This is a genomic window from Leuconostoc sp. DB-1, from assembly GCF_013414845.1.
GTDB lineage: Bacteria > Bacillota > Bacilli > Lactobacillales > Lactobacillaceae > Leuconostoc > Leuconostoc mesenteroides.
In genome coordinates, this window is the sequence record NZ_JABFNJ010000001.1 from 896,385 (window position 1) to 920,512 (window position 24,128).

General features: G+C 38.4%; 24 protein-coding genes and 1 pseudogene. 3 read left to right on the plus strand and 22 right to left on the minus strand.

Features of this window, described 5'->3' with window-relative positions; translation table 11 throughout:
• Positions 1–30 precede the first annotated feature (30 nt).
• The 3 genes from HFP47_RS04250 to HFP47_RS04260 all read right to left on the minus strand — a co-directional run bounded on the left by HFP47_RS04250 (position 31) and on the right by HFP47_RS04260 (position 2,375).
• Positions 31–1,374 (minus strand): PFL family protein, encoded by a 1,344-nt coding sequence (locus tag HFP47_RS04250; RefSeq protein ID WP_002814654.1) that lies wholly within the window; start codon positions 1,372–1,374, stop codon positions 31–33.
• Positions 1,375–1,427: 53 nt separating this feature from the next.
• On the minus strand, positions 1,428–1,700 hold the full coding sequence (locus HFP47_RS04255; protein WP_014324802.1) for an ACT domain-containing protein: 273 nt from the start codon (positions 1,698–1,700) through the stop codon (positions 1,428–1,430).
• 231 nt (positions 1,701–1,931) lie between these two features.
• On the minus strand, positions 1,932–2,375 hold the full coding sequence (locus tag HFP47_RS04260) for a nucleoside 2-deoxyribosyltransferase (protein WP_011679914.1): 444 nt from the start codon (positions 2,373–2,375) through the stop codon (positions 1,932–1,934).
• 266 nt (positions 2,376–2,641) lie between these two features.
• Between HFP47_RS04260 and HFP47_RS04265 the strand changes: the two genes are divergently transcribed.
• Complete coding sequence (locus HFP47_RS04265) at positions 2,642–3,277, plus strand: hypothetical protein (protein ID WP_042251617.1); 636 nt, start codon at positions 2,642–2,644, stop codon at positions 3,275–3,277.
• A 27-nt stretch (positions 3,278–3,304) separates the two neighbouring features.
• Here HFP47_RS04265 and HFP47_RS04270 read toward each other — a convergent pair whose 3' ends face one another.
• The 18 genes and pseudogenes from HFP47_RS04270 to HFP47_RS04355 form a co-directional block, all read right to left on the minus strand.
• Entirely contained in the window at positions 3,305–4,462 is a 1,158-nt protein-coding gene (locus tag HFP47_RS04270; RefSeq protein ID WP_011679916.1) for a hydroxymethylglutaryl-CoA synthase, read from the minus strand.
• A gap of 136 nt (positions 4,463–4,598) precedes the next feature.
• A complete protein-coding gene (locus tag HFP47_RS04275) occupies positions 4,599–6,221 on the minus strand; it encodes an ABC-F family ATP-binding cassette domain-containing protein (protein ID WP_179876103.1) in 1,623 nt (540 codons plus the stop codon).
• A gap of 163 nt (positions 6,222–6,384) precedes the next feature.
• Positions 6,385–6,822, minus strand: coding sequence for a hypothetical protein (locus HFP47_RS04280; protein WP_010280083.1), 438 nt, complete (start codon positions 6,820–6,822; stop codon positions 6,385–6,387).
• A gap of 48 nt (positions 6,823–6,870) precedes the next feature.
• Positions 6,871–7,608, minus strand: coding sequence for a 16S rRNA (uracil(1498)-N(3))-methyltransferase (locus tag HFP47_RS04285; protein ID WP_014324805.1), 738 nt, complete (start codon positions 7,606–7,608; stop codon positions 6,871–6,873).
• Positions 7,608–8,498 (minus strand): 50S ribosomal protein L11 methyltransferase, encoded by an 891-nt coding sequence (gene prmA, locus HFP47_RS04290; protein WP_179876104.1) that lies wholly within the window; start codon positions 8,496–8,498, stop codon positions 7,608–7,610. Before prmA ends, HFP47_RS04285 begins: the two co-directional genes overlap by 1 nt.
• Entirely contained in the window at positions 8,485–9,555 is a 1,071-nt protein-coding gene (locus tag HFP47_RS04295; RefSeq protein ID WP_011679920.1) for a zinc-binding alcohol dehydrogenase family protein, read from the minus strand. Before HFP47_RS04295 ends, prmA begins: the two co-directional genes overlap by 14 nt.
• Positions 9,552–10,343, minus strand: coding sequence for a hypothetical protein (locus tag HFP47_RS04300; protein ID WP_025268152.1), 792 nt, complete (start codon positions 10,341–10,343; stop codon positions 9,552–9,554). Before HFP47_RS04300 ends, HFP47_RS04295 begins: the two co-directional genes overlap by 4 nt.
• Positions 10,327–12,180: a translation elongation factor 4 gene (gene lepA, locus HFP47_RS04305; protein ID WP_025268153.1), complete on the minus strand. Its 1,854-nt coding sequence runs from the start codon at positions 12,178–12,180 to the stop codon at positions 10,327–10,329. Before lepA ends, HFP47_RS04300 begins: the two co-directional genes overlap by 17 nt.
• A gap of 128 nt (positions 12,181–12,308) precedes the next feature.
• Positions 12,309–13,360 (minus strand): annotated as a pseudogene (locus tag HFP47_RS04310) (Gfo/Idh/MocA family oxidoreductase).
• A 43-nt stretch (positions 13,361–13,403) separates the two neighbouring features.
• Positions 13,404–15,461, minus strand: a complete 2,058-nt coding sequence (gene glyS, locus HFP47_RS04315) for a glycine--tRNA ligase subunit beta (protein WP_042251601.1) — start codon at positions 15,459–15,461, stop codon at positions 13,404–13,406.
• A gap of 37 nt (positions 15,462–15,498) precedes the next feature.
• A complete protein-coding gene (glyQ, locus tag HFP47_RS04320) occupies positions 15,499–16,440 on the minus strand; it encodes a glycine--tRNA ligase subunit alpha (protein ID WP_014324811.1) in 942 nt (313 codons plus the stop codon).
• A 277-nt stretch (positions 16,441–16,717) separates the two neighbouring features.
• Positions 16,718–17,830 (minus strand): DUF805 domain-containing protein, encoded by a 1,113-nt coding sequence (locus tag HFP47_RS04325; protein WP_179876105.1) that lies wholly within the window; start codon positions 17,828–17,830, stop codon positions 16,718–16,720.
• An 82-nt stretch (positions 17,831–17,912) separates the two neighbouring features.
• The gene (gene frr / locus HFP47_RS04330; RefSeq protein ID WP_179876106.1) at positions 17,913–18,458 is read right to left on the minus strand and encodes a ribosome recycling factor; all 546 of its coding nucleotides are present in this window, start codon (positions 18,456–18,458) and stop codon (positions 17,913–17,915) included.
• Positions 18,458–19,183 carry a UMP kinase gene (pyrH, locus tag HFP47_RS04335; protein WP_011679926.1) on the minus strand — a complete coding sequence of 242 codons (726 nt, stop codon included), beginning with the start codon at positions 19,181–19,183 and terminating at the stop codon, positions 18,458–18,460. The genes frr and pyrH overlap by 1 nt, the downstream gene beginning before the upstream one ends.
• Positions 19,184–19,329: 146 nt before the next feature.
• On the minus strand, positions 19,330–20,205 hold the full coding sequence (gene tsf, locus HFP47_RS04340; RefSeq protein ID WP_036091182.1) for a translation elongation factor Ts: 876 nt from the start codon (positions 20,203–20,205) through the stop codon (positions 19,330–19,332).
• A 109-nt stretch (positions 20,206–20,314) separates the two neighbouring features.
• The gene (rpsB, locus tag HFP47_RS04345; protein WP_002814693.1) at positions 20,315–21,091 is read right to left on the minus strand and encodes a 30S ribosomal protein S2; all 777 of its coding nucleotides are present in this window, start codon (positions 21,089–21,091) and stop codon (positions 20,315–20,317) included.
• Positions 21,092–21,236: 145 nt separating this feature from the next.
• Positions 21,237–21,509 (minus strand): GIY-YIG nuclease family protein, encoded by a 273-nt coding sequence (locus HFP47_RS04350; RefSeq protein ID WP_011679927.1) that lies wholly within the window; start codon positions 21,507–21,509, stop codon positions 21,237–21,239.
• Positions 21,506–22,270, minus strand: a complete 765-nt coding sequence (locus HFP47_RS04355; protein WP_025268158.1) for a tRNA1(Val) (adenine(37)-N6)-methyltransferase — start codon at positions 22,268–22,270, stop codon at positions 21,506–21,508. Before HFP47_RS04355 ends, HFP47_RS04350 begins: the two co-directional genes overlap by 4 nt.
• 59 nt (positions 22,271–22,329) lie before the next feature.
• Between HFP47_RS04355 and HFP47_RS04360 the strand changes: the two genes are divergently transcribed.
• Positions 22,330–22,968 carry a 1-acyl-sn-glycerol-3-phosphate acyltransferase gene (locus HFP47_RS04360; RefSeq protein WP_011679929.1) on the plus strand — a complete coding sequence of 213 codons (639 nt, stop codon included), beginning with the start codon at positions 22,330–22,332 and terminating at the stop codon, positions 22,966–22,968.
• A 10-nt stretch (positions 22,969–22,978) separates the two neighbouring features.
• Here the strand turns inward: HFP47_RS04360 and HFP47_RS04365 are convergent, their stop codons facing one another.
• Positions 22,979–23,215: a YneF family protein gene (locus tag HFP47_RS04365; protein WP_002814697.1), complete on the minus strand. Its 237-nt coding sequence runs from the start codon at positions 23,213–23,215 to the stop codon at positions 22,979–22,981.
• Between the two features lie 249 nt (positions 23,216–23,464).
• Here HFP47_RS04365 and lexA point away from each other — a divergent pair, with 249 nt between their 5' ends.
• Entirely contained in the window at positions 23,465–24,103 is a 639-nt protein-coding gene (lexA, locus tag HFP47_RS04370; RefSeq protein ID WP_011679930.1) for a transcriptional repressor LexA, read from the plus strand.
• Positions 24,104–24,128 lie beyond the last annotated feature (25 nt).

Here is a 24,128-nt window from a genome sequence, read left to right on the forward strand (position 1 = left end):
AGTTGCGATGATTTTTATCGCAACTTTTTATTAGTTTTTAAATGAATGAATCGGTGCTGGAATGTGTCCGCCACGATTGATAAAGTCTGCACTTGACTTTTCTACAACTGGCATTACTGGAGCAGTACCTAACAACCCACCATAATCAACCATATCACCAACCTTTGTACCCAAAGTTGGCAAAATACGAACAGCCGTAGTTTTATTATTTTGTACACCAATAGCGGCTTCATCAGCGATCATTGCACTAATTGTCGTTGCACTAGTATCTCCTGGAATAGCAATCATATCTAATCCAACCGAACAAACAGCAGTCATTGCTTCAAGCTTTGATAACGTCAATGTACCTTCTTTTGCTGCATCAATCATACCAGCATCCTCTGAAACTGGAATAAATGCACCGGATAGGCCGCCAACACGTTGCGAAGCCATAACACCACCCTTTTTAACAGCGTCATTCAATAGCATTAATGCAGCTGTAGTTCCGTGCGTTCCTACTTGTTCAAGACCAATTTCTTCAAGAACTTCAGCTACAGAATCACCTCGTGCAGGTGTAGGGGCCAAACTCAAATCGACAATTCCAAATTCAACTCCAAGTCGTTCAGCAGCTAGTGCACCCACCATCTGTCCAACACGTGTAATTTTGAAAGCTGTCTTTTTGACAGTTTCGGCAACTACTTGAATAGATTCGCCTTTTACCTTTTCCAGTGCACGTTTTACAACGCCAGGCCCAGAAACACCAACGTTAATCACAACATCGGCTTCACTGACACCATGAAAAGCACCAGCCATGAAAGGATTATCTTCGACAGCATTTGCAAAAATAACTAGCTTGGCATTAGCTGTATCGGATTTTTCAGAAATTCCTTTTACAGTTTCGCCCATCAATTTAATTGCATCAAGGTTTATACCTGCTTTAGTTGAACCAATATTAACACTCGACATCACTAAATCGGTTTCTGTTAGCGCACGAGGTAACGATTTAATTAATGCCAAATCCCCATTGGCAAAACCTTTTTGGACCAATGCTGAATAACCACCAATGAAATCAACACCCACTGCTTTAGCCGCATCATCCAAAGCGTGTGCGTAATAAAGCATATCATCGGGTGTTGCATGACCTGCAATCAACGCAATTGGCGTTACACTGATGCGTTTGTTTGTAATTGGAATACCATATTCACGTTCAATTTGCTCAGCAACTTTTATCAAGTCCTTCGCATATGTTGTAACTTTCTTATATATATTTTTTGCAGTTTGTTGTGGATCACCTGCGATTGTGTCGAGCAACGAAATACCCATTGTGACTGTGCGGATATCAAGATGTTCTTCCTCGACCATGTTGATTGTTTCTTGTATTTGCTTTGTTTCCATGACTTCTCCAGATGATTCAATTCGTAAGTTCTTTAGTAGGTTAGCTACAAATATTAAACTCTACTCATCGCATCAAATATTTCTTCACGTTGCGTATGAATAGTAACGCCTAAATCAGTCCCTAACTTATTCAAATCATCTTGCAACACGTTGAATTGCCCTTCTAATTCTTCTAAATTAATTAGCATACTCATCGTGAAAATATCACTCATAATCGTTTGAGAAACATCTAAAATGTTGATGTTGTGATCCGCTAACGTGTTAGCCACCCCAGCAATAATTCCCGGCTTATCTTTACCAACAACTGTTACAACTGCTTTACTCATAGTCATACAAATTCTCCATTAAAATTTACTTACAATATTATACCAGATTATACAGCAAACTATCTCGCAAAAACGAATAATTAATAGTACAAACTATTTTTTATTCGTTTTATCATCTATTCATTATACAATTACATCACCATTTAAAACGATTAACAAAAAATATACGTTCAAATGATTACCTGTTTTTTATTTTGTTCGGGAGACACATATCAAGTTCACTCTTAAAAATTAAAAGATTTCACCACTAAATTCAATCTTTGGCGTTGCATCAAAGTCGTAAGTTTCCAAATCTGAGATATCCGTGATATAAGCCGTTAATGGCATTCCCATCATTAGATTTACTGCACCAGCTTTTTCTTTAACAACAATAACCGGAATGTTTTTGGCTACTGCGTAGCCAAACTCCCAAGCAGTTCCTGGATCTACTTCCTGCCCTACATAATCAATAACCGCTACCATGACGTCAGCTTGGTTAATTGCCTCAATATCGCCGTTGTAGGTTGCGACACGCCACTCCGGGCCAAACATTTCAAATTCTTCGTGTTGGTGTTCGCGTGGTGAAAAAACAGAACTTAATGTTTGATTGGCTGCTAAAGCTTTTTCAACACGTTCAACACGCTCAATTTGCTCTTTATCGAAGAATGGACTCGCAAGGTAAACATTTTTTGACATTTTTAACTCCAATATTATTTAATGCTATTAGTATAACACACCTTCTGGTGAGATTAATCGACCTGAAGACATAAAGACTTCTAAATGAATAACGTTTCGCAAAACAAATATACAAATGACTTCTTAGTAGTTCTTTTATACTTGAAACAGACAATAATTTTAGATATAATAATGTTGCAAGCGCTTAACTATAATGGTGATGCCGTGCCGGGACACGCTTCATCGGTTAAGTGCTTTTTCTTTTTCAAAATAAGGGGGATAAGAGAATGATATTTTTGTTTATCATTTTATTTTTATTAAGCATATTACTTGTAAGTTTTACGATACAAAATAAGCAGAGATATGGGACATTTCTAGTACCACTTATATTCTCCATATTATGTATTGGTGGTACAATCTTTTTTGGTTTTCAATTGCCGTCAGCAATACAAAAGATACAAAAAAATAATGACGCACAGGTAAATTCAAACAAACTAACCAAGTCGCAACAAGCCCATTCACAATCAAATTTGGAAAATGGCAGTACGACTGTAATATCCGCTGCTACAACGAAACAACAGCAAGAACAACTCAAATTAAAAGAACAAGAGCTTACTCAGAAACTTGACACAGCATATAGCAAAATTGGTGACGTCACTTTTAATACCGATGCCAAAACTTTCCAGCTCAAACTTTACACTGATTCAGATTTATCAAAGTCGGTTGCTCAAATAGAGACCGACCCAAGTTTAGCAGAAGAAGCGCACTGGTCGAATTTCACTGATTCACTTTTAAAAACTTCGAAGAATATCAAAAAATCTTTTAAAACTGGATACACTTTTAAACTAATGGGTGTCAATGACAGTAACAAAGTGTTGTTTGCGGCAAAAGATGGTGCTGAAATCAGCTCTATCACAAAATGAAGAGATGCATACGCATCTCTTCATTTTTTATTTATATTGTCTTTCACCATTCTGCCAACCTAAAAACTGAAAATGATCTGCGTCAGGATGATCAGATGAAACGTTCTCATGTGAATCAAGAAGCTGTGAATTAAATATTTGTTCATACTGATCTACAGATACTTTTTTTCGATCAGCTAATTCATTTTTTGTTTCATTTGCTGGTACATACTTAAAGAAGTTTTCTTGCAATGTTATAGAGTACAGCTCGGCTTCAGCACCTGAACCATAACTAAATATGGCCAACTGCTCTCCTGCAACCAAATCTTGTGCGTAACTCAATAATGATAACAAGCTTAAATACACAGAGCCAGTGTACAAATTCCCTACTTCTCGACTAAACTTTTGACTTGCCTTTAGATTTTTTAATAACCGTCCTTGCGTTCTCTCATCAGCCTCATCTATAATTTGATCAAAAGCTTTTTTACCCATTTTTGTATACGGTAGATGAAAAGTAAAACCTGCAAAATCAGCGATTGTCCGCCCGGATTGGTCCTTATATCGTTGCCATAGTGTCAAAAACATTTCTTTATAAATATCTGTTGATAAATGGCCGTCTACTATGGCTTCCGTTCTATCGATAGGACGCCAAAAATCTGCGACATCTCGGCTCATATAAACCGAATCAGAATTAATTGTTGCAATGTGTGGGCTTTCTGAAACAATCATGGCAACAGCTCCACCACCTTGGGTCACTTCACCAGGTGTATTTAATCCGTATCTTGCAATATCCGATGCGATAACTAAAACCCTTTTACCAGAATGGCTTGCAACGTAATCTCGAGCCTGCATCAATCCGAATGTTCCCGCATAACATGCTTGTTTAATCTCAATTGTTCGCGAAAATTCAGACAAATTAAGTAATTTTTGAACATATAATGCGCTTGATTTTGAATTATCGATACCAGATTCAGTGGCAAAAATAATCAAATCAATCTGCTGACGATCATCATTATCAATAATTTTTGCAGCCGCGTTAGCACCCATTGTTACGACATCTTCATAATTCGGTATCACCGATTGTTTATCTTGACCAATACCAATCGTATATTTATTCGGATCCACCCCACGTCGCTGAGCTAATTCTACCAAATCTAATACATATTCAGATGTGTAAAATGATAATTTATCAATTCCAATTGCCATTCTTTTTTACCTCCTGTTTTATTGTGGTTAAATAGCAAAAAAAGAATTAATAAGTCGGCGCTCAAAATTCACAATATGTTACAAATTATGGTTTTTGTGCCAGCTCATTAATTCAATTTATTATATTACTTATCTACTAGTAAAGTTCATTTACTTTGTCCTGAATACTATCATTATTAATGAATTCATCATACGTCGTATCAACGCGATCAACAACACCCTTTGGCGACACTTCAATAATATGATTTGCCGTAGTTGCTAAGAATTCATGGTCATGCGAAGTCATAATAATTGAACCCTTGAATGCGATTACCGCATCGTTAAGGGACTGAATTGACTCCAAATCCAAATGATTTGTTGGGTCGTCCATCAATAGCACATTAGCTTTGAGCAACATCATCTTCGCCAAAACAATGCGGACTTTTTCGCCACCGGATAACACATTAATTTGTTTTAAGGAATCATCACCACGGAACAGCATTTGCCCGAGCATACCACGTAAACTGGTGTTATCTTTTTGTTCTTCTTCCGCAAAATCACGTAACCAATCCAAAATAGTTACATCTTGATTATCGAAGTTATCATTTAAATCTTTAGCAATATAGGATTGTGACGTTGTAACACCCCAAGAAACGGTTCCTTCATCTGGTACCATCGTACCTGCTATAATTTGCATCAACGTAGTGGTTGCTAAATCGGAACATGATAAAATAGCAATTTTATCGTTTGGTCGACCAATAAAGGAAATATTGTCTAATACTTTTTCGCCGTCAATTGTTTTTGAAACGTTTTCAACGCGAACCATATCATTCCCGAGCTCACGATTAATGGGGAAATTAATGAATGGGTATTTTCTTGATGAAGGTTTAATATCATCTAAAGTAATTTTATCTAATTGCTTTTTTCGGGCTGTAGCCTGCTTTGATTTTGAAGCATTAGCTGAAAACCGAGCTACGAAATCTTGCAACTGTTTAATTTGTTCTTCCTTCTTAGCATTTTGTTGAGAAGCTAAGCGTTGGGCCAATTCAGACGATTCACGCCAAAAATCATAGTTTCCAACAAAGGGTGTAATTTTTCCAAAATCAACATCCAAAATATTGGTTGAAACAGCGTTCAAAAAATGTCGATCGTGGGAAACAACAATAACTAAGTTCGGAAAATCAGCCAGAAAATCTTCTAGCCAATTAATCGTCTGTACATCCAATCCGTTGGTTGGCTCGTCTAAAATCAAAATATCTGGATTACCAAACAAGGCTTGCGCAAGCAGAACTTTCACTTTATCATTTTCAGTTAGCTCACCCATCAAGGTATCGTAAACACTATCGCTAATACCCAGCTTGCTCAACAATTGACCAGCTTCAACTTCAGCATTCCAACCATCTAGCTCTTCAAATTCCGCACCCAAATCAGCAACACGCACACCATCTTCATCGTTAAAATCCGGCTTAGCATAGATAGCGTCCATCTCAGTTTTAACTTCGTACAATCGCTTATGACCTTGGATCACCGTATCTAAAACCGTAAATTTATCAAATGCAAAGTGATCCTGCTGCAAAGATGACATTCTCTCGCTATCACCGATTGAAATGGTTCCTTCAGTTGGTTGTAGTTCTCCTTGCAATAACTTCAAAAAGGTAGACTTACCAGCGCCATTAGCACCAATAATGCCATAAGTATTACCGGGTGTTAATTTCAAGTTAACATCTTGATAAATTTTAGGCCCTGAAAAACTAAAACTCATATCTGAAACTGTAATCAATGTAAAATCCTCCAATTAAGTTATGTAAAATAGTATCTCCAGAGTTCATTATTATCTGTATGCTTTGAGCATTAACTATTAAACACAAAGGTAAAATATCCTATACCAGTGTAACAGAAAAAGTGCGAAATATCGCACTTTTTCTAGTTATTCATAACACTAATTATACTTTCAAGTTTCCATCAACTGAAACTTGTCCATCATTCTTTGTCTCACTTTTTAAATCACGGAATCCGTTTTCAACTGGAATTTGATTTTCATCCGGGTCATCACGTGTATCTCCGAAAAAGGTGAATAAACTTAGTACAATGTACATTAGTCCAAAATAAAATCCATACTGATGAGATACCAAATGAAGTAATAATGTTGAAATTCCAGAGAATACTGCAGGCAAGGCAAATAAAATGAGAGGTGATAGCCCACGCTTACGCACACTATACCCAAGATATAAAGTATAAAGACCATTAATGATTAGATAAAACCAGATAACTTTATGTAAACCACTCACACTGAGTAACTTACCAATAAATGGTAGTACCAAACCAAGCATAAACGCTGCAAGCCACTGATACCCGTAGTATTTTTTGAATATCTTCAGCATTATTTCACCACCTATAGTTATCTCATTTATTTATTATATTATAACGAATTAATTTAGTTCACGCAACACGCTAATCGCTGACATTGCATAGAGTGGCGCTGTTTCAGCTCTCAATATTCGAGGACCCAATCCAGCTAATTCAAAATTCTGCAATCGTAATTCCTCAATCTCATTTTCTGTTAGACCACCTTCAGGACCAAATACACAGATTAGTTTTTCTCCAGATGGAACAGCCGAAACAGCCGCTATTAGTGCAGCACTTTCTCCATCACGAGCTGATTCTTCCCAAGCAACAAGTCCAGTATTTTTAGGCATTTGGATAGTATTTTGCCACGTGGTAAAAATAATTTCTGGAACAACCAAGCGATGTGCTTGCTCTGCTGCAGCTTGCGCTATTTTATTAAATCTTTTGACTTTCTTTTCTTGTTGCTTTCGCCAATCGGCAACTGTTCGTTTCATTGAGGTGAAAACGATTGTTTTGACACCAAGCTCTGTTGCTTTTTGGATAAACCAGTCAGAACGATCATTCTTTAGGGGAGACACGACAAGTGTTACATCAATTGGTAACTCAACATTTGAATAATATCGATCAATCACTTTGATATTAATAACCTCGGAATCAATTAAAGTAACTTCTCCAAGGCAGATTTCCAAATTATTACTAACAAATTCAGCTTTTGACCCCACTCGAGCTCTCAAAACTTTGCCAAAGTGCTTAAAAATGTCATTGTCAGCTGTCAAGCGAATCGTATCATTAATTGGTTCGTTTAGAAAATAGCGTTGCATTATTTAAAATCCTTTTTTGCAATGAATGCATGCCAGTCACCCATTGTTGTGTGTTGAAAAATTTTATATCCCGCTTGTTGTAGCTGTTGTTCAATCGATACTGAAATAGCATCATAGATTCCAGAGACCAAGAAATAGCCACCTGGCTTCAGGCGTGACCATGTCTGTGGAATAAGGCGTTCAATACCGTCAGCTAGAATATTAGCAACAATCAAGTCTACAGGCTTATCGATAGCAATTGACTCCAGTAAATCACTAGTTACCACTGTAACATCATTGGCCACTGGGTTTAACGCTAAATTTTCTTTAGCAACATTCACAGCCATCTCATCAATATCTGTTGCTAAAATGCCTGCTACACCGAGTTGTTTTGCAGCGACGGATAGTACTCCTGAACCCGTACCCACGTCTATCATGCTTTCTCCACCACGAACGACAGTTTCTAGCGCTTGGATCATTAATCGTGTTGTTTCATGAACTCCTGTTCCAAAAGCTAACTTAGGATCCATAATAATTGGATATTCATCTTTTTGAGCTGCTACAAAGTTTTCCCATGAAGGTACAACAGTAATGTGTCTTGTTACGCGGGTGGCATGATAATATTGTTTCCAGTTGTTTTCCCAATCTGATTGTGCCACGTCATTTAATGTAATAGTTGCAGGTGATGCATCAACCCCAAGCGTCACTAAGTTATCCAACTGTTCTTTTATCCGACTAACAGTGTTAGGTAAAGATGCATCGTCTTCAAAATAAGCTGTCACTGTTACTGGTGAAATATCATCAACAATCTGCACACCCTCAGCGCCGGTTGACATCAATATATCAGCAATTGGTTCAATGCCATCATTGTTCGTCGCAACGGTGAGTGCTTGCCATTTATTGTTCGTCATACTTCACCACTACTTTTCCAATCATGCGACCAGCTTCAACTTCTTTCGTAGCAGCACGAATATTTTCTACAGACAGCCCGTGATAAGTCTTCGACAGTGTCGTCTTGATTTTATTCTCATCAAGTAAACGCGCTACCTGATTAAGTGCATTCCCTTGAGACTGCATATTAACGCCATAGTTTCCCTTCGCAAACATGAACACCCAGCTAAACTGTGCGCCAATGTTCTTCAAAGGCCCCATATCAATTGGCTCCGTCGTTTCAACAATTGATGCAATTCGTCCAAATGGCTTAATAACGGCTGTTGCAAGTGGCCAATAATAATCCGTATTTTGTAAAATCGCAATATTATCAACTTTATCGTGCTGAATCTTTCTCATCTGCTCGTTCAAATCTTGATGGTAGTCTAATATATAATCAGCGCCAAGTGACTTAACCCAAGTAACAGACTCGGTGCGAGATGCTGTAGTGATAACTGTCATCCCGATATACTTTGCTAATTGAATTAATACAGATCCAACACCACCAGCACCATTCACAATCAAAATTGTGTGCCCCAAGGCACTGTTTTCCTCAAGATCATAACACAACGCTTCATGTAAGATTTCGTAGGCTGTAATTGATGTTAACGGCATAGCCGCAATTTCTTCATCACTCAATGAAGTAGGGGCATGGCCGACCAGTGCTTCATGAACAACTTGAAGGTCAGCGTTAGAACCGGGTTTCAATTGCGCTCCAGCATAGTAAACTTTATCACCAACGCTGAAATGTTGAACATTTTGACCAACTTCTACAACCACGCCGACTGCGTCAAAACCCAAAATACGAAAAACGCCATCATGAGTATAATTGGCTCTCATTTTTGTATCCACCGGATTGACAGAGCTGGCCAAAACTTTAACTAGTAATTCATCTTTATCCGGTTGTGGTCGGGGAATAACTTTTTCCACAAAAGCATCCGGTTGATCAATTAATAGAGGCCGTTCAAATCCAATGGCACGCATTTTATGACTTTGACCAAATGGCCAAATGTTTTTTATTTTGTCTAATAAATTCATTCTGATAACCCACTATTTAAAATATTATTCAGCGTTTGTTTCGATACTTGATAAATTGGTTTAAAGTTTTCATGAGTATACAACATTGTTATTGTCATATTTCTCGTCGCTGAGGTTGGCATGTCATCCTTCAAAACACTTTGCCAGTTTTCAGCGATCATAGCATACTCAACTAAGCGCAACTGTTCAGCAGATAATTTGCTTGCCTCACTAGATTTCTTTTGTAATTGTTTTTCAACATATCTTTGAACTTTTTTCTGGCCAGCAGGCAAATCAATAGGTGTTACTTGATATTGAACCTTTGCGTTATGGTATCGATCATACCTTATTTTTGTGATTTTATAGTTACGATCACGTTGTAAGGTCTTTACATATCGTTGCGATAAATCGCTTATGACTTGTTTCTTTTGATACTTATGGCCATCAAAAGTAACTGAATCTGCCACTTTAGCGCTGCTCTTCCACGCTTTGCCAACACTAGTAGCAATTTCTGTTTGCCACGCTGTATTGGTTAAATGTACAACCTGTTTGGTGCGTTTGTCATCAGAATGGCCTGTCAAGCCAAATTGTAACGCGATCGCTGCATCTTTTTGAAGAGTTTTCACACGGGTCTCCTGCGAGATGCCATCAAAATTAAAAACAACTCTGGCAACTGTCAGACTAACCACTAACAGCATAACCAGTACTGAACAAACTGTTAGGATTTTAACTTTACGATTTGTTGGTTTTGACTGCTCGGATAAATTGCGTGCTAATCTAGAACGCTTTGTGTTAGTTTCCTCGGGCATATTGGGCATCGTCCTCCGTTTTAAGCACAGCCATGAAAGCTTCTTGCGGTACCTCGACTGAACCAACAGACTTCATACGTGCCTTACCCCTTTTCTGCTTGTCGAGCAACTTCGCACGACGATCAGGATCACCCGTATGAATTTTAGCCGTGACATCCTTACGATAAGCTTTAATGTTTGTACGAGCTAATATTTTAGCGCCAATAGCTGCTTGCACTGGAATTTCAAAGTTTTGACGTGGAATGATCTCTTTTAGTTTAGAAGTAATAATCCGTCCTCGTTCTACAGCAAAGTCACGATGAACAATGAAACTCAGGGCATCGACCTTCTCACTATTTAACAGAATATCTATTTTGACCAAGTCGGATTGTCTGTAGGATGATAACTCATAATCAAGTGAAGCGTAACCACGTGTGCTCGATTTTAGTTTATCAAAGAAATTGAAAATAATTTCGGACAAAGGCATGTAATACTTGACATTGACACGCGTGTCATCCAAATATTCCATTGTGTCAAATTCACCACGTTTGCGTTGCGCAAGTTCCATAACAGCACCAACGTAATCATTAGGCACCATAATTTGGGCATGCACATAGGGCTCTTCAATGTATTTCACTTTGGGCGTGTCTGGCATTTCGGATGGGTTTTCAATCTCAATAGTTTCTTCATCATTAGTTACCACTCGATAAGTAACAGACGGAGCAGTTGTCACCAAGTCCAAATCAAACTCGCGCTCTAGTCGCTCTTGAATGACATCCATGTGTAGCAAACCCAAAAAGCCAACTCGATACCCAAATCCTAGTGCTTGTGAAGTTTCTGGTTCAAATGTTAACGCAGCGTCATTGAGCTGTAGTTTTTCCAAAGCTTCCCGTAAATCCGTGTACTTAGCGTTGTCTGAAGGATATAGACCAGAATAAACCATAGGTGTCATCGGTTGATATCCGGATAATGGTTCACTGGCTGGATTATTCACTAGGGTAATTGTATCACCAGAATGTGTCGTATGAATGTCCTTAATAGCTGCTGTTAAGTAACCAACATCCCCCGCCATCAAGTAATCACGTTTCTGAGCATTTGGAGACATCACACCAACTTCCGTGACCTCATATTCCGCACCAGTGTTCATCATACGAACCTTGTCACCAGGCTTTACAATGCCTTCTCGTACACGCATGTTAACAACCACACCACGATAAGCATCGTAGGCTGAATCAAAAATCAAAGCACGTAGTGGTGCATCGATATCACCTTGCGGTGCAGGTAAATCGGTAACAATTTTTTCCAGCAGTTCTGGAATACCAATGCCTTGTTTAGCTGACGCTAACACTGCCTCTGAAGCATCAATGCCAATAACATCCTCAATTTCCGTACGAACCTTTTCGGCATCCGCCGCCGGTAAATCAATTTTGTTAATTACAGGTAGAATTTCCAAGTCATTATCTAGGGCCAAATAAACGTTAGCTAACGTTTGTGCTTCAACGCCTTGAGAAGCATCAACAACAAGTATAGCCCCTTCAGCAGCTGCCAATGCCCGCGAAACCTCATAAGAGAAATCAACGTGTCCTGGTGTGTCAATCAGATGGAAAATGTAGGTTTCACCGTCTTTAGCGTCGTAATGAACTTCGACCGCATTTAGTTTAATCGTAATTCCACGTTCACGTTCTAAATCCATCGTATCCAGTAATTGATTCTGCATGTCACGTTCAGCAACAGTATGTGTCTGTTCCAAGATACGATCAGCTATGGTTGATTTTCCATGGTCAATGTGTGCAACAATTGAAAAATTACGTATGTGTTTTTGTCGTTCTTTAAGTTCATTCAAATTTAATTCTGTCATAATTGGCATTTTTTTCTTTCAGTTTTCTATCTATTTAATTTTACCATAAAGCCTCACGTTACTTTTCGAAAATGACACCGCTATTTTAGCAAAATAAAAAAGCTGGGCTATTGCCAAGCTTTTAACTTTCATGAAAATTTAACGACGTGCGGTCCTTTTTCTTTCAACCCTGCAGACAGTATCTTCATTACAGTAATCATGTTTTCATCGGAAACAAGTTTTGGCATACCTTTGACCAGTGTGTTATAAACAGAATCATAGACTCTGCCATAATCACCCTGAATACTAGGTATGTATTTATCAATGCGATCACCACTCTGATTGTAGTATACCAAGTGTCCATAGTTTTGTGGTGTGTCAACGCCAAAACGCGCGTCTCCAGGCATAACACCAGTTTTAAGGTCATTTTCCTGCTCATCAACCTCATACTTAATAAATGTACCTTGTGTTCCACGCAGTTGCCATTTTGGATATTGGATTGTTGCTAATTCTGTGGTTTGAATTGTTGCTTTAAAAGCTTGTGGATAAAAAAGGTTAACCTCAATTTGGTCGTCTACAGGACTATTCAGTAAGCGAGTAGAACGTATATCGTAGGCTGCTGAATTTGGTGCACCAAAGAGACTCACAATTTGATCTACCAAGTGAACACCATGCCCGAATAGCGATCCGTCGATTTCATTACCATTCGATTGTCCGTCATTAGGTCGATAATGGTCCATATGAACCTCAAGATCAACTAAACGACCGAGGTACCCATTTTGAATAACCCGTTGAACTGTCAAAAAGTCACTATCAAATCGCCTACTTTGAAATGGCATCAAAAATAACTTTTTATCATAAGCAATATTGACCAAATCACGAGCCTCGATATCACTAGCAGCCATTGGCTTGTCAACCATAACATTTTTTCCAGCCAACAGTAGTTGTTTTGTCACCTGATAATGGCTGGCTGAAGGCGTTACAACAACCACTAGATCGATGGTTTCATCTTCAATAATGTCATCAATATCTGTTGAAAATACAGTACCAGTAACTTCTAACTCAGATTGCTCTGTTGGTCTTTTCCAAGTGTAGGTGTTACTACACGGCTCACGTGAAACTTATCTTGCCGTAACTTTAAATAAGGTAAATGATAACGATTTGTGCTTTTTCCAAAACCAACGTAAGCAATATTCAACATAATGACCTCCTACTTTCTAGTGACGACCTATTATTTAATAATTTTACTTAATGACAATTTGTTCTAAATCACCCAATTCACTAATTAAGCGATGAATTACATTCAGTTGTGCATAGCGATTGTTTTTAACAGCTGCATTCTCGGTGTTAACCATTGTAGCTTCAAAATAAGTTGAAATAGGAGATTGTAACCCAGCCAATGTTGTATATACCTCGTCAGCACCTTCTTTTACTAAGTGGCTTAAGTTCAGTGCATACGTTGCCTGATACAATTCTTTTTCAGCATCATTTTCAAATAGAGATGGATCCACGCTATCATTGGTTAACTGCTTCACTGCTAAGCGATCAACACGTGTCAGTGATTCAATCACATCACGGAAATCATTATCTTTACTATGAGCAGCGAGTACATTAATACGATCTATGAGGTAAACAACGTCAGTATTTCCTGAGCGACTAACTCCTGCAGATACCAAATCTTGGCGAACACCATCATCCAATGTTAACTTACGCACGCGATCTAAGATAAACTCCAGTACAGCTGTGATATCAGCCGCAGCAACTTCTCCCTGTGATTGGGCAAACTGAGTTAATACCGGTTTCAAAGCAATATGCCAGTTTTTTTCCTGTAACGTTCTTACGATACCTGTTGCTGCGCGACGTAGTCCATAAGGATCATTTGAACCGCTTGGTGTTAAGTCAGCTGCAAAGAAAGTTACAATAGCGTCTAGCTTATCGGCAACTGCTAGTACAGCACCAATATCTGACTCAGCAATTATTCCTGTTGCTGAAGTCGGCATATAGTGCTCTTTAATTGCTGCAGCCACAGCGGGATTTTCACCAAATAATTTAGCATAGTGTTCACCCATAATACCTTGCAATTCGTCGAACTCACCAACCATACCGGTCATTAAGTCGAATTTATAGATTTCTGCTGCACGGCTCACGTTAGACAATTGTTGTTCATCAAAATTCAGTGATTGCGCTAGTGCCTGAGCCAAAACGCCAGTTCGTTGCATATGTTCATAAACAGTACCAATTTTTTCATGGAAAACCAGTTTTTTGACCTTTTCCATGTAGTCAGCAATTGTTTTAGTTTGGTCTTCTTTGTAAAAGAATTCTGCATCCTCAAGACGAGCAACCAAAACTTTTTCATTACCAGCAATAACATTATCCAAATGCTCTTGGTTCCCATTACGTACTGATAAGAAATGTGGCAACAATTTCCCGTCATGATTAGTAACAAAGAAGAAACGTTGGTGTTCGCGCATTGATGTGATTAATACTTCATCAGGAATTTCCAAATATTTTTTATCAAAAGTACCAGCAAATGCCGTTGGCCATTCGACAATATTATTAACTTCTTCCAGCAAATTCTGTGCTGCATCAGTGTCTAATTCTAATGACCAATTGTTTTGTTTAGCAATTGCCGTCAGTTGAGAACGGATTGCATTTTTTCGTACCTCAGCGTTAACTACAACACTTGCTGATTCGAGTGTACTTACATAATCGTCAGCAGAAGAAATTTCAACATGTTCATTTGACAAAAAGCGGTGTCCTCTTGTAACACGACCAGTTTGAACATCTAATACATGAAAATCAACGACTTCCTTATCAAACAAGGCGACAAGCCAGCGAATTGGTCGCACGTACAAGAAAGCATTATTCGCCCACTTCATGTACGTTGAGAACTTCATCTCTGAAACCACCTCGGCACCAATTTTGACCAAGATATCCTTGGCAGGAACACCTTCAGTATGCTTTGTTAACCACACATAGCCGTCTCTTGTTTCAAAGTCATCTGGTGTTGCACCTTGACCGCGTGCAAATCCCATTGCTGCCTTAGTCCACTCACCATTGGCATCTTTTGCTCTTTCAATTGACGGACCACGCTTTTCTTCACTCAAACTTTCTGATTTTTCCGCTACATCGGTTAATTCAACCGCCAACCGACGTGGAGTTGAATAAGGATTAATGGCACCAACAGTCAAGCGATGCTCAGCTAAAAAGTTTCTTGTTCTTTCAATTAATTGATTTTCTGAGCTTTTGACCAGATGTGCTGGCACTTCTTCAAGACCAATTTCTAATAAAAATGTTGACATGAGTTATTCTCCAATATTGATTTTATCTCTGTTACTATCAGGCATTTTCTTTGGTGTATTTACCGTTTTTACCAAGATACTTATCCCGTAATGTCTGATCTTTTAGCAAAGGAAAACCAAGCTTAGCTCGTTCTTCAATAAATACTTTCGATACTTTGCGAGCCATTGTACGAATACGATGTAAATAACCAGCTCGTTCTGTGACCGAAACCGTACCACGTGCATCTAATAGATTAAATGTATGTGATGATTTCAAAATATAGTCATAAGCCGGATGTACCAAGCCCAAATCTAACAAACGAGTTGCTTCTGCTTCAAATTCTTCAAAGTGGCGCAACAACATATCTTGGTTAGATTCTTCAAAAGCGTATTTCGAATGCTCGAATTCTGGTTCTTTGAAAATATCACCGTATAACACACCATTACCCCATTCAAGATCATAAACCGTTGGTACATCTTGAATGTATGATGCTAATCGTTCTAGACCATAAGTCACTTCTGCTGTCACAGAATCTACTTCAATCCCACCAACTTGCTGGAAATAAGTAAACTGTGTCACTTCCATACCATCCAGCCAAACTTCCCAACCAATTCCTGCAGCACCCATGGAAGGGTTTTCCCAGTTATCTTCAACGAAACGTATATCATGTTCTAATGCTTTAATACCCAAAGCTTCTAAAGAACCTAGGTAAAGCTCTTGAATGTTTTCAGGGGAAGGCTTCATCACTACTTGAAACTGATGATGTTGAAACAAACGGTTTGGATTATCGCCATAGCGGCCATCAGCTGGACGACGAGAAGGTTGAACATAAGCAGCGTTCCAAGGCTCAGGGCCATTAGCACGTAAAAATGTATATGGCGACTGTGTTCCGGCCCCAACTTCATTGTCATATGCTTGCATTAAGTTTGCGCCTTGTTTAGCCCAATATTGTTGTAGGGTCAAGATAATATCTTGTAATGATAGTTTTTCGTTTGTCATAATCGTTCTTCCTTAAAAATTTACCGACAATTTAGCACAGATGGTATCGATATTTTGTTATATTTACCAGCATCAAAAAACCGCGTGTAAGTTCATCCAATGCCAAAATAATTGACATCAGGACGCTTACGCGCGGTTCCACCTGACTTCCGAGTTATAAAACCCGACACTCGACTGTTTGTCCGTTCCACCAACGCCACTTGGCTTCATCACGTACAAAACTCAATAATGATATTATGCACTCTCTACGACAAATCGTCAAGTAAAAATTTCTACATTAAGTTGCTCGAAAACTTTCTGACAATGTTTTAACAATTAAATTAAGCAATGGTCTTGATGGCGCAATTAAGTACACAACTCGGATATGACCATCTGGCATATGCCACTCTAAATAAGTCATAGCCTTAATACTGTCAGAGGTAGTATCTTGGTAGGTACCATCAATTCGAGAGGCTTGTACATTGTCGACTTGATTTAATGAAACATAACTTTGTCCCGTAATTTTTTTAAAACTAAAACTAGCAAAATCAACACCAAATCCCTGACCTTGAGTGCTGGTTAAAATCATTACGTTTTGTTGTGACTGCAACCACTGCAAAGAAGCTGTATCTTGTTCCCAAGTCCCATGGACCTTAAAGAAACCAAATGTTGCATCTCCTATTGTATCTTCTGTTAATCCTCTGTATGCTGTCGTCTCAGAATCGTCTGGAAGTTCAGTAACTTCTTTTTCAGGTATCGAAGATGCTGAGCTGGCTTCTGGTGTGTTATCATCTGTCTCTTGGGTTGACGAGCTCATAGAACCATTTTTAGTAGAATAACTTGATGACGCGGACTTACCTCGATTTTCATTAACTTGACGCTGTTCCTGAATATACTTTTGCGCAGCAGCTCTAAATTCATGTGTGACATGCTTTAAAGCAGTAACCTGAAAACAAGCAGTTAAAATCATTACAGCGCTAATTAAAGCTGCATAAAATGCTTTTTGCTTTTTACTTAAAGTCGGTGTCCAATAAGCAGAACGCCTTGAAACCAAGCAAATCAGCCAACCGAAGTATATTAAAAATGCAATTGGTGCCAAAATAACTAAACGAAAACTGACTAAAATGCCAAAACTCACTCCTAAAAGTGACGGACTCATCAGTACAAACATAATTGTCTGTACTGGAAATCCGGTATCTCGTAATCGCCTAATAAATAAGGATAAGTTTGGAATAGTTATTAAGATACTGAATGTTCCAGATAACTTGGTTGCTAACGACCAAGAATTAAAAAAAATAATTGATACAAATAAAATAGATGCAAAAATAAATGTATTCACGATATGAACCCACCAAAAATCCAATCGATACGCACCACTATGAAAATCAAATGCTTCCCGCCAATATCTCAAATATCTCCTCAGCACATCCCTCTCCTAAATAAAAAGACTTGGATTTATCCAAGTCAAGCATGATCGGAATATCTTACGAAAATCAAATTGTTAACAATTCTTTTTCTTTTTCATCTGCTATTTCATCAATTGCTTTGATGTTTTCATCAGTCAACTTTTGTGTCTGATCTTCGGCCTTGCGGGCATCATCTTCAGGCATGTCTTTGTCTTTTTTAATATCATCCATAATATCACGACGAACATTACGAACTGAAACTTTAGCTTTTTCAGCTTCAGCCTTCACTTCTTTAGCAAGTTCTTTACGACGTTCTTCTGTCATTTGTGGAATCGCCAAGCGCACAATATTCCCGTCAGAAGCAGGATTCAAACCAAGATCGGACACGTTAATTGCATGTACAATTGCTTCCAAGGCACTTTTATCAAACGGCGTAATTAGCAATATTCGTGCTTCCGGTACTGAAATTGAAGCCACTTGGTTCAATGGTGTCATTGCCCCATAATATTCAACTTCGACGCGATTCAAAATATTGGGATTCGCACGACCTGTACGGATGTTGGCTAATTCACGTTGAAGTGCCTCTTGTGCCCCCTTCATACGCTCTTTAGCATTAGTTAAATCAAAAGTCATTATTTTTCTCCTGTTACTGTTGTTCCGATGGCTTCACCAAGCACAACTCGTTTCAAGTTACCTGGTGTGTTAAGGTTAAACACCACCAATGGCATATTATTATCCATAGATAGTGAGCTTGCTGTCGAATCCATTACTTTCAAACCTTTTTGCAAAATGTCAAGGTGAGTTAATTCCGTAAACTTCACCGCATTAGCATTTTTATTTGGATCTGAGTCATAAATACCATCAACGCCATTTTTACCCATTAAGATGGCATCAGCATTAATTTCGTTTGCACGCAAGGCTGCCGTCGTATCTGTAGAAAAATACGGAGAACCTGTACCTGCTGCAAAAATGACAATTCGTCCCTTTTCTAGATGACGAATCGCACGACCACGTATGTAAGGTTCAGCAATCTGCTGCATTGTAATAGCAGTTTGCACACGTGTTTGGACACCAGCGCGTTCCAATGAATCTTGCAAAACTAGAGCATTCATTGTTGTACCAAGCATGCCAGTATAATCAGCACGAGACCGTTCCATACCAATTTTTGATGCTGGCTCTCCACGCCACAAGTTTCCACCGCCAACAACAATGGCAATTTGTGTACCTAGGTCATGGACATCTTTTAGCTCTTCAGCAATTGCAGAAACAGTCTCAAGATCGATGCCTTGACCTTTGTCCCCTGCCAATGCTTCACCAGAGAGCTTCATCAAAACGCGTTTGTACTTAATATCAGTCATGTTTAACCTCTTTTATTTGCTTATACAAGTATATCAAAAATTCCGAAAAATTTCCGAAAAAAAAGTGCGCTATTTATAATAGTACACTTTTTAACTAATTAGCTGCATTGATAAAACAATCAATGGCAATTAGTAGTTTTTAAATATTAACCAAGTTGCTTAGCAACTTCTTCAGCTAAATCAGTGACTTGCTTTTCAATGCCATCACCAACTTGGTAACGAACAAATGACTTAACTGATCCATTTTGTGAAGCAATGAATTGTGCAACTGTTTGGTCACCATTTTTAACAAATGGTTGATCCAACAAAGAAATTTCAGCCAAGAATTTCTTGATACGTCCTTCGACCATGCGTTCCTTAATGTTATCAGGCTTACCATTCAAATCTTCAGAAGCTAATTGCACTTCCTTTTCCTTAGCAATAACATCAGCAGGTACTTGATCATCAGATACAAATTGTGGTGCAATAGCAGCAACATGCATTGCGATATCCTTGGCAGCTTCTTCTGAAGCACCATCAACAACAACCAAAGCTGAAATTGAGCCTGCCAAGTGAGAATATGAACCAAAGTTTTCTGAATCTGACTTTTCTACTACTGAGAAACGACGCAAAGTAATCTTTTCACCAGTAATTTGAGTTGTTCCGATAATTTTGTCGTTCAAAGTTTGACCTTCTTGAACTTCAAGTGCCAAAGCAGCTTCAACGTCAGCAGGCGCAAATTCGACGATTGTGTTGGCAACTGCGTTAAGCAATTCGTTAAATTCAGCGTTACCAGCCACGAAGTCAGTTTCTGAGTTTAATTCAATGATTGCAGCGCGGTTACCCTTAACGGCAACAGCTGTCATGCCTTCGGCAGCGACACGATCACCCTTTTTAGCGGCCTTTGCCATACCCTTTTCACGCAATAAATCAATTGCCTTGTCTAGGTCGCCGTCAGCTTCAACCAATGCTTTTTTAGCATCCATCATTCCAACAGATGTCTTATCACGTAATTCCTTTACTTGTGCAGCAGTAATTGCCATTATAGTGCTCCTCTAAAATAGTTTAATGTATTTTTATTATAACATATTAAAATACCATTCCGCGTCCCGAACAGGTCCGCTAGGAACGGTATTTATAGAATAAAATTAATTAGTTATTGCCTTCTTCAACGATGTTAGCAATTTCTTCGATTGATTCTGTGTTTTCGTCACCTTCAACGAATGCATCTTCAGGTGCTGAATCTTGGCCTTGACGACCTTCAATAACAGCATCGGCAATCTTTGATGTGATCAAACGTACGGCACGAATAGCATCATCGTTAGCAGGAATCTTAACATCGACTACATCTGGGTTAGCATTTGTATCGATCATAGCTACAACTGGGATATTCAACATGTTTGCTTCCTTGACGGCAATTTCTTCCTTCTTTGGATCAACAACAAACAATACATCTGGCAAGCCAGGCATGTCTTGAATACCACCTAAGAACTTTTCCAACTTTTCACGTTGCTTGTTCAACAAAACAACTTCTTTTTTAGGCAATTGCTCAAATGTACCGTCTTCGGCCATTGTTTGCAAATCCTTCAAACGTTGGATACGTGTCTTGATAGTGTTCCAGTTTGTCAATGTACCACCCAACCAACGATGGTTGATATAGTATTGGCCAGCACGTGTTGCTTCTTCAGCAATCGCATCAGAAGCTTGTTTCTTTGTACCAACGAATAATACGTTAGCGCCATCAGTAGAAGCGTTACGAATAAAGTTATAAGCTTCGTCAACTAACTTAACTGTCTTTTGTAAATCGATGATGTGAATACCATTACGTTCTGTAAAGATATATTCGTCCATCTTTGGGTCCCAACGACGTGTTTGGTGACCGAAGTGTACTCCTGCTTCGAGGAGTTCTTTCATTGAAATAACTGCCATGATATGGCCTCCTAGGTTTTTCCGCCGACAAATTCGTTGTTCACGCTGACATTTCTGCACCTACGTGTTCTCATTTATCGTGTGTATTTGCTGCTTTTCACAACATATTACATTTTACATTATTTATGGTTCCTTGACAAGCATATTACCAAATTTTGATTACGTGGTGTACTAATAAATACTTTTCCTTGTTAATTCGTGTTAATTTTTTAAAATTTGCCTCTGCTTTTAACGCTTCGCTCTTTGTCTGGAACTCTTCATAGTGAATCAATTTTAATGGATGCCGCGACTTTACGCGGGTAAACTTAGCCCCTTTACCAGACTCATGTGTCGCTAGACGACGTTGTACGTTATCCGTGAATCCACCATAAAAATAACCATCCGCTGTATATAAAACATAAAAATAATAATACTTCATTCATGCCACGCTTTACCATAAAGGATGTCGTGAACCTCTGATGTATAGTCATTGTCATCAGTATAGGCGATAAGGGGTGGCATAATGCGCACGCCACCTGGTCGGCCAGATTTAATGGCTTCTATTAAAACCATATTGGCTTCGCGGTTTGCCTTTCCATAAACAAATTGAACTCTTTTAATCATAAGCTTTCGTGCAGCAAACGCTGCAAATATATCTGCTAGCCTTTCCGGCCGGTGTACCATATAGACCTTACCATTATTTTTCAGCAGTTTATTGGCAATTTGGGCCAGTTCAGGTAAGTTAATCATCAACTCGTGGCGCGCAATTTCATAATGTTTATCTATATTAGTCTTGGTAGTCTCAGTTAAGGGAAAATAAGGTGGATTAGTCAGAACAGTTTCAACAGAACCAGGTTTAATTTCATTAAATATATTTTTCATGTCAGCTTGAACGACTGAAACACGTTCATGTAAATTGTTCAGTTCAATGCTACGTTGTGCCATTTCAGCTAATTCTGGTTGTATCTCGACTAACTTTATTTCCCCAGTCACTTTTGGAGCGTAAAAAAGGCCAACCGCGCCAGTACCTGATCCCAAATCAACAGATAACCCTTTACCTTTTCCCTTTACATCAGCAAAATGTGCTAATAAAATCGCGTCTAAGGAATATGAAAACATGTCTGGATTCTGGATGATATTAATATTTTGTGATGGAAGTCCATCAATACGTTCATTTGCTTTAAGAAATGGTTGTGTCATTTGCGTTTCTTTCTGTTTATCTGTAAAATTGAAATGATTAATTTATGAGGTAAATAAATATGAAATTCTATGATTTTTTACGCGGCATTGCTGTTGCTTTAATATGGGCAGTTACTGGCCGCATTAAATACATGAATCGCGACAGAATACCCCAAAACGATAACTATGTGCTAGTTGGTCCACACCGCACTTGGTGGGATCCAGTATGGTATGCTGTGGCAGCCTACCCAAAACACTTTATTTTCATGGCAAAAATTGAATTATTTAAATTCAAGCCACTTGCATGGTTAATCAAATCAGCCGGCGCATTCCCAGTTGATCGTGAAAATGTTGGCCCAAGCGTCATCAAAATACCTGTACGCGAATTAAAAGATGGCAAGCGCTCTTTAATAATGTTTCCTTCTGGTTCTAGACACAGTGATGATTTAAAATCAGGTTCCATTCTAATTGCACGAATGGCTGGAAAGGCAATCGTACCAGCTGTATATCAAGGCCCTGTAAAGTTCAGTCAACTTTTCAAACGTAATAATACCACAGTTAATTTTGGTGAGCCAATTATTATTGATCGTAAAGACCGATTGAACAAGGAAAATATTGCTAAATATACTGAGCAGATGCAAGCAGCTTTCCAAGAATTAGATGCTGAGATTGACCCAACTTGGAAATATGTAGATCCAAAACGTTCAGAAAAAAAATAAGCCGATTGGCTTATTTTTTTTGCGAATTGGCACTTTGTTGCTTCATCTGAGCCATCATTTGGTTCAATTTCTTTTGAGATGGTTTTTGTCCCATTGACATCATCATTGATTTCATCATTTCTTCTGAAATAGGTGGGTTTTTTGCAAGATAACTCTTCATTGAGTTACGTGCCAAGAAAAAGCCACCGACCAAACCAATAATTAAAGTTAACACTGCAATCAAAATTGCTAGCCATGTGCTAATCATGCATATTCTCCTTACTAAAATGTCTGATAATTATTATAGCACAGCCAGCAAAGGCGTGCTATAATAACTTGCAGAGTTAACGTTTTCAATATGAACCATTTTGTTCGTTATAAAAATAAATAACACGAATTTTTTATTATTTATTTAATATTAGGTTGAATTTTTAAAAAAATAACGAACAAACGTTTGATTTGTTCGTGTTTTTCCGTTATACTGATGATAGTAAATTTAACAAGTAGGAAACCCATCATGGCAATTACACAAGAAAGCAAACAAATTCAAGTGCTTCGATTTATTCATGAAGCACAATCAGAAAATGGTTACCCACCAACCGTCCGAGAAATTGGTGAAGCTGTTGGATTATCATCTTCTTCAACTATTCACGGTCACATCGAACGTCTGGTAAAAAAAGGTTATCTTTTAAAAGATGCTTCTAAACCAAGAGCTCGTGCGATTGAAGTAACCGATATTGGTTTAGAGATGCTTGGGATTTCAACCACACCCGGAAAAATTCCGGTACTTGGAATGGTTACAGCGGGTACACCAATTTTGGCAGTAGAAGAAGAAGCAACTGAATTTTTCCCTATCCCAGATAATTTAATGCAATTTGATGGTGACCTATTCATGCTTAATGTTCATGGTGATTCAATGGTTAACATTGGCATTCTAGATGGAGACAAAGTTATCGTACGTAAGCAAGAGAATGCTGATAATGGTGATGTTGTTGTCGCAATGAATGATAACAATGAAGCGACAGTTAAGCGTTTTTTCCGTGAAGCCGATCATTATCGCTTACAACCTGAAAATAACAGCATGGCGCCAATTATTTTGCAAAAAGTCTCTATTTTAGGAAAAGTAATCGGACTGTATCGCGACGCTATTTATTAAAAACCAAATAAAAAGGCTCATCTCT

What these genes read in the sequence shown, in the direction of transcription:
- HFP47_RS04265 (WP_042251617.1), top strand. Translation starts at nt 2,642, where the DNA reads ATGATATTTTTGTTTATCATTTTATTTTTATTAAGCATATTACTTGTA.
- pyrH (WP_011679926.1), bottom strand. Translation starts at nt 19,183, where the DNA reads ATGACTGATATTAAGTACAAACGCGTTTTGATGAAGCTCTCTGGTGAA.
- HFP47_RS04280 (WP_010280083.1), bottom strand. Translation starts at nt 6,822, where the DNA reads ATGCTGAAGATATTCAAAAAATACTACGGGTATCAGTGGCTTGCAGCG.
- HFP47_RS04255 (WP_014324802.1), bottom strand. Translation starts at nt 1,700, where the DNA reads ATGAGTAAAGCAGTTGTAACAGTTGTTGGTAAAGATAAGCCGGGAATT.
- glyS (WP_042251601.1), bottom strand. Translation starts at nt 15,461, where the DNA reads ATGTCAACATTTTTATTAGAAATTGGTCTTGAAGAAGTGCCAGCACAT.
- HFP47_RS04355 (WP_025268158.1), bottom strand. Translation starts at nt 22,270, where the DNA reads ATGACACAACCATTTCTTAAAGCAAATGAACGTATTGATGGACTTCCA.
- HFP47_RS04285 (WP_014324805.1), bottom strand. Translation starts at nt 7,608, where the DNA reads ATGCAACGCTATTTTCTAAACGAACCAATTAATGATACGATTCGCTTG.
- prmA (WP_179876104.1), bottom strand. Translation starts at nt 8,498, where the DNA reads ATGACGAACAATAAATGGCAAGCACTCACCGTTGCGACGAACAATGAT.
- rpsB (WP_002814693.1), bottom strand. Translation starts at nt 21,091, where the DNA reads ATGGCAGTTATTTCAATGAAAGAACTCCTCGAAGCAGGAGTACACTTC.
- lexA (WP_011679930.1), top strand. Translation starts at nt 23,465, where the DNA reads ATGGCAATTACACAAGAAAGCAAACAAATTCAAGTGCTTCGATTTATT.
- lepA (WP_025268153.1), bottom strand. Translation starts at nt 12,180, where the DNA reads ATGACAGAATTAAATTTGAATGAACTTAAAGAACGACAAAAACACATA.
- HFP47_RS04295 (WP_011679920.1), bottom strand. Translation starts at nt 9,555, where the DNA reads ATGAATTTATTAGACAAAATAAAAAACATTTGGCCATTTGGTCAAAGT.
- HFP47_RS04270 (WP_011679916.1), bottom strand. Translation starts at nt 4,462, where the DNA reads ATGGCAATTGGAATTGATAAATTATCATTTTACACATCTGAATATGTA.
- HFP47_RS04365 (WP_002814697.1), bottom strand. Translation starts at nt 23,215, where the DNA reads ATGATTAGCACATGGCTAGCAATTTTGATTGCAGTGTTAACTTTAATT.
- HFP47_RS04300 (WP_025268152.1), bottom strand. Translation starts at nt 10,343, where the DNA reads ATGCCCGAGGAAACTAACACAAAGCGTTCTAGATTAGCACGCAATTTA.
- HFP47_RS04350 (WP_011679927.1), bottom strand. Translation starts at nt 21,509, where the DNA reads ATGAAGTATTATTATTTTTATGTTTTATATACAGCGGATGGTTATTTT.
- HFP47_RS04260 (WP_011679914.1), bottom strand. Translation starts at nt 2,375, where the DNA reads ATGTCAAAAAATGTTTACCTTGCGAGTCCATTCTTCGATAAAGAGCAA.
- HFP47_RS04250 (WP_002814654.1), bottom strand. Translation starts at nt 1,374, where the DNA reads ATGGAAACAAAGCAAATACAAGAAACAATCAACATGGTCGAGGAAGAA.
- frr (WP_179876106.1), bottom strand. Translation starts at nt 18,458, where the DNA reads ATGACTTTTGATTTAACTAATGCTAAAGAGCGTATGAAGGGGGCACAA.
- glyQ (WP_014324811.1), bottom strand. Translation starts at nt 16,440, where the DNA reads ATGACAAACGAAAAACTATCATTACAAGATATTATCTTGACCCTACAA.
- tsf (WP_036091182.1), bottom strand. Translation starts at nt 20,205, where the DNA reads ATGGCAATTACTGCTGCACAAGTAAAGGAATTACGTGATAAGACATCT.
- HFP47_RS04360 (WP_011679929.1), top strand. Translation starts at nt 22,330, where the DNA reads ATGAAATTCTATGATTTTTTACGCGGCATTGCTGTTGCTTTAATATGG.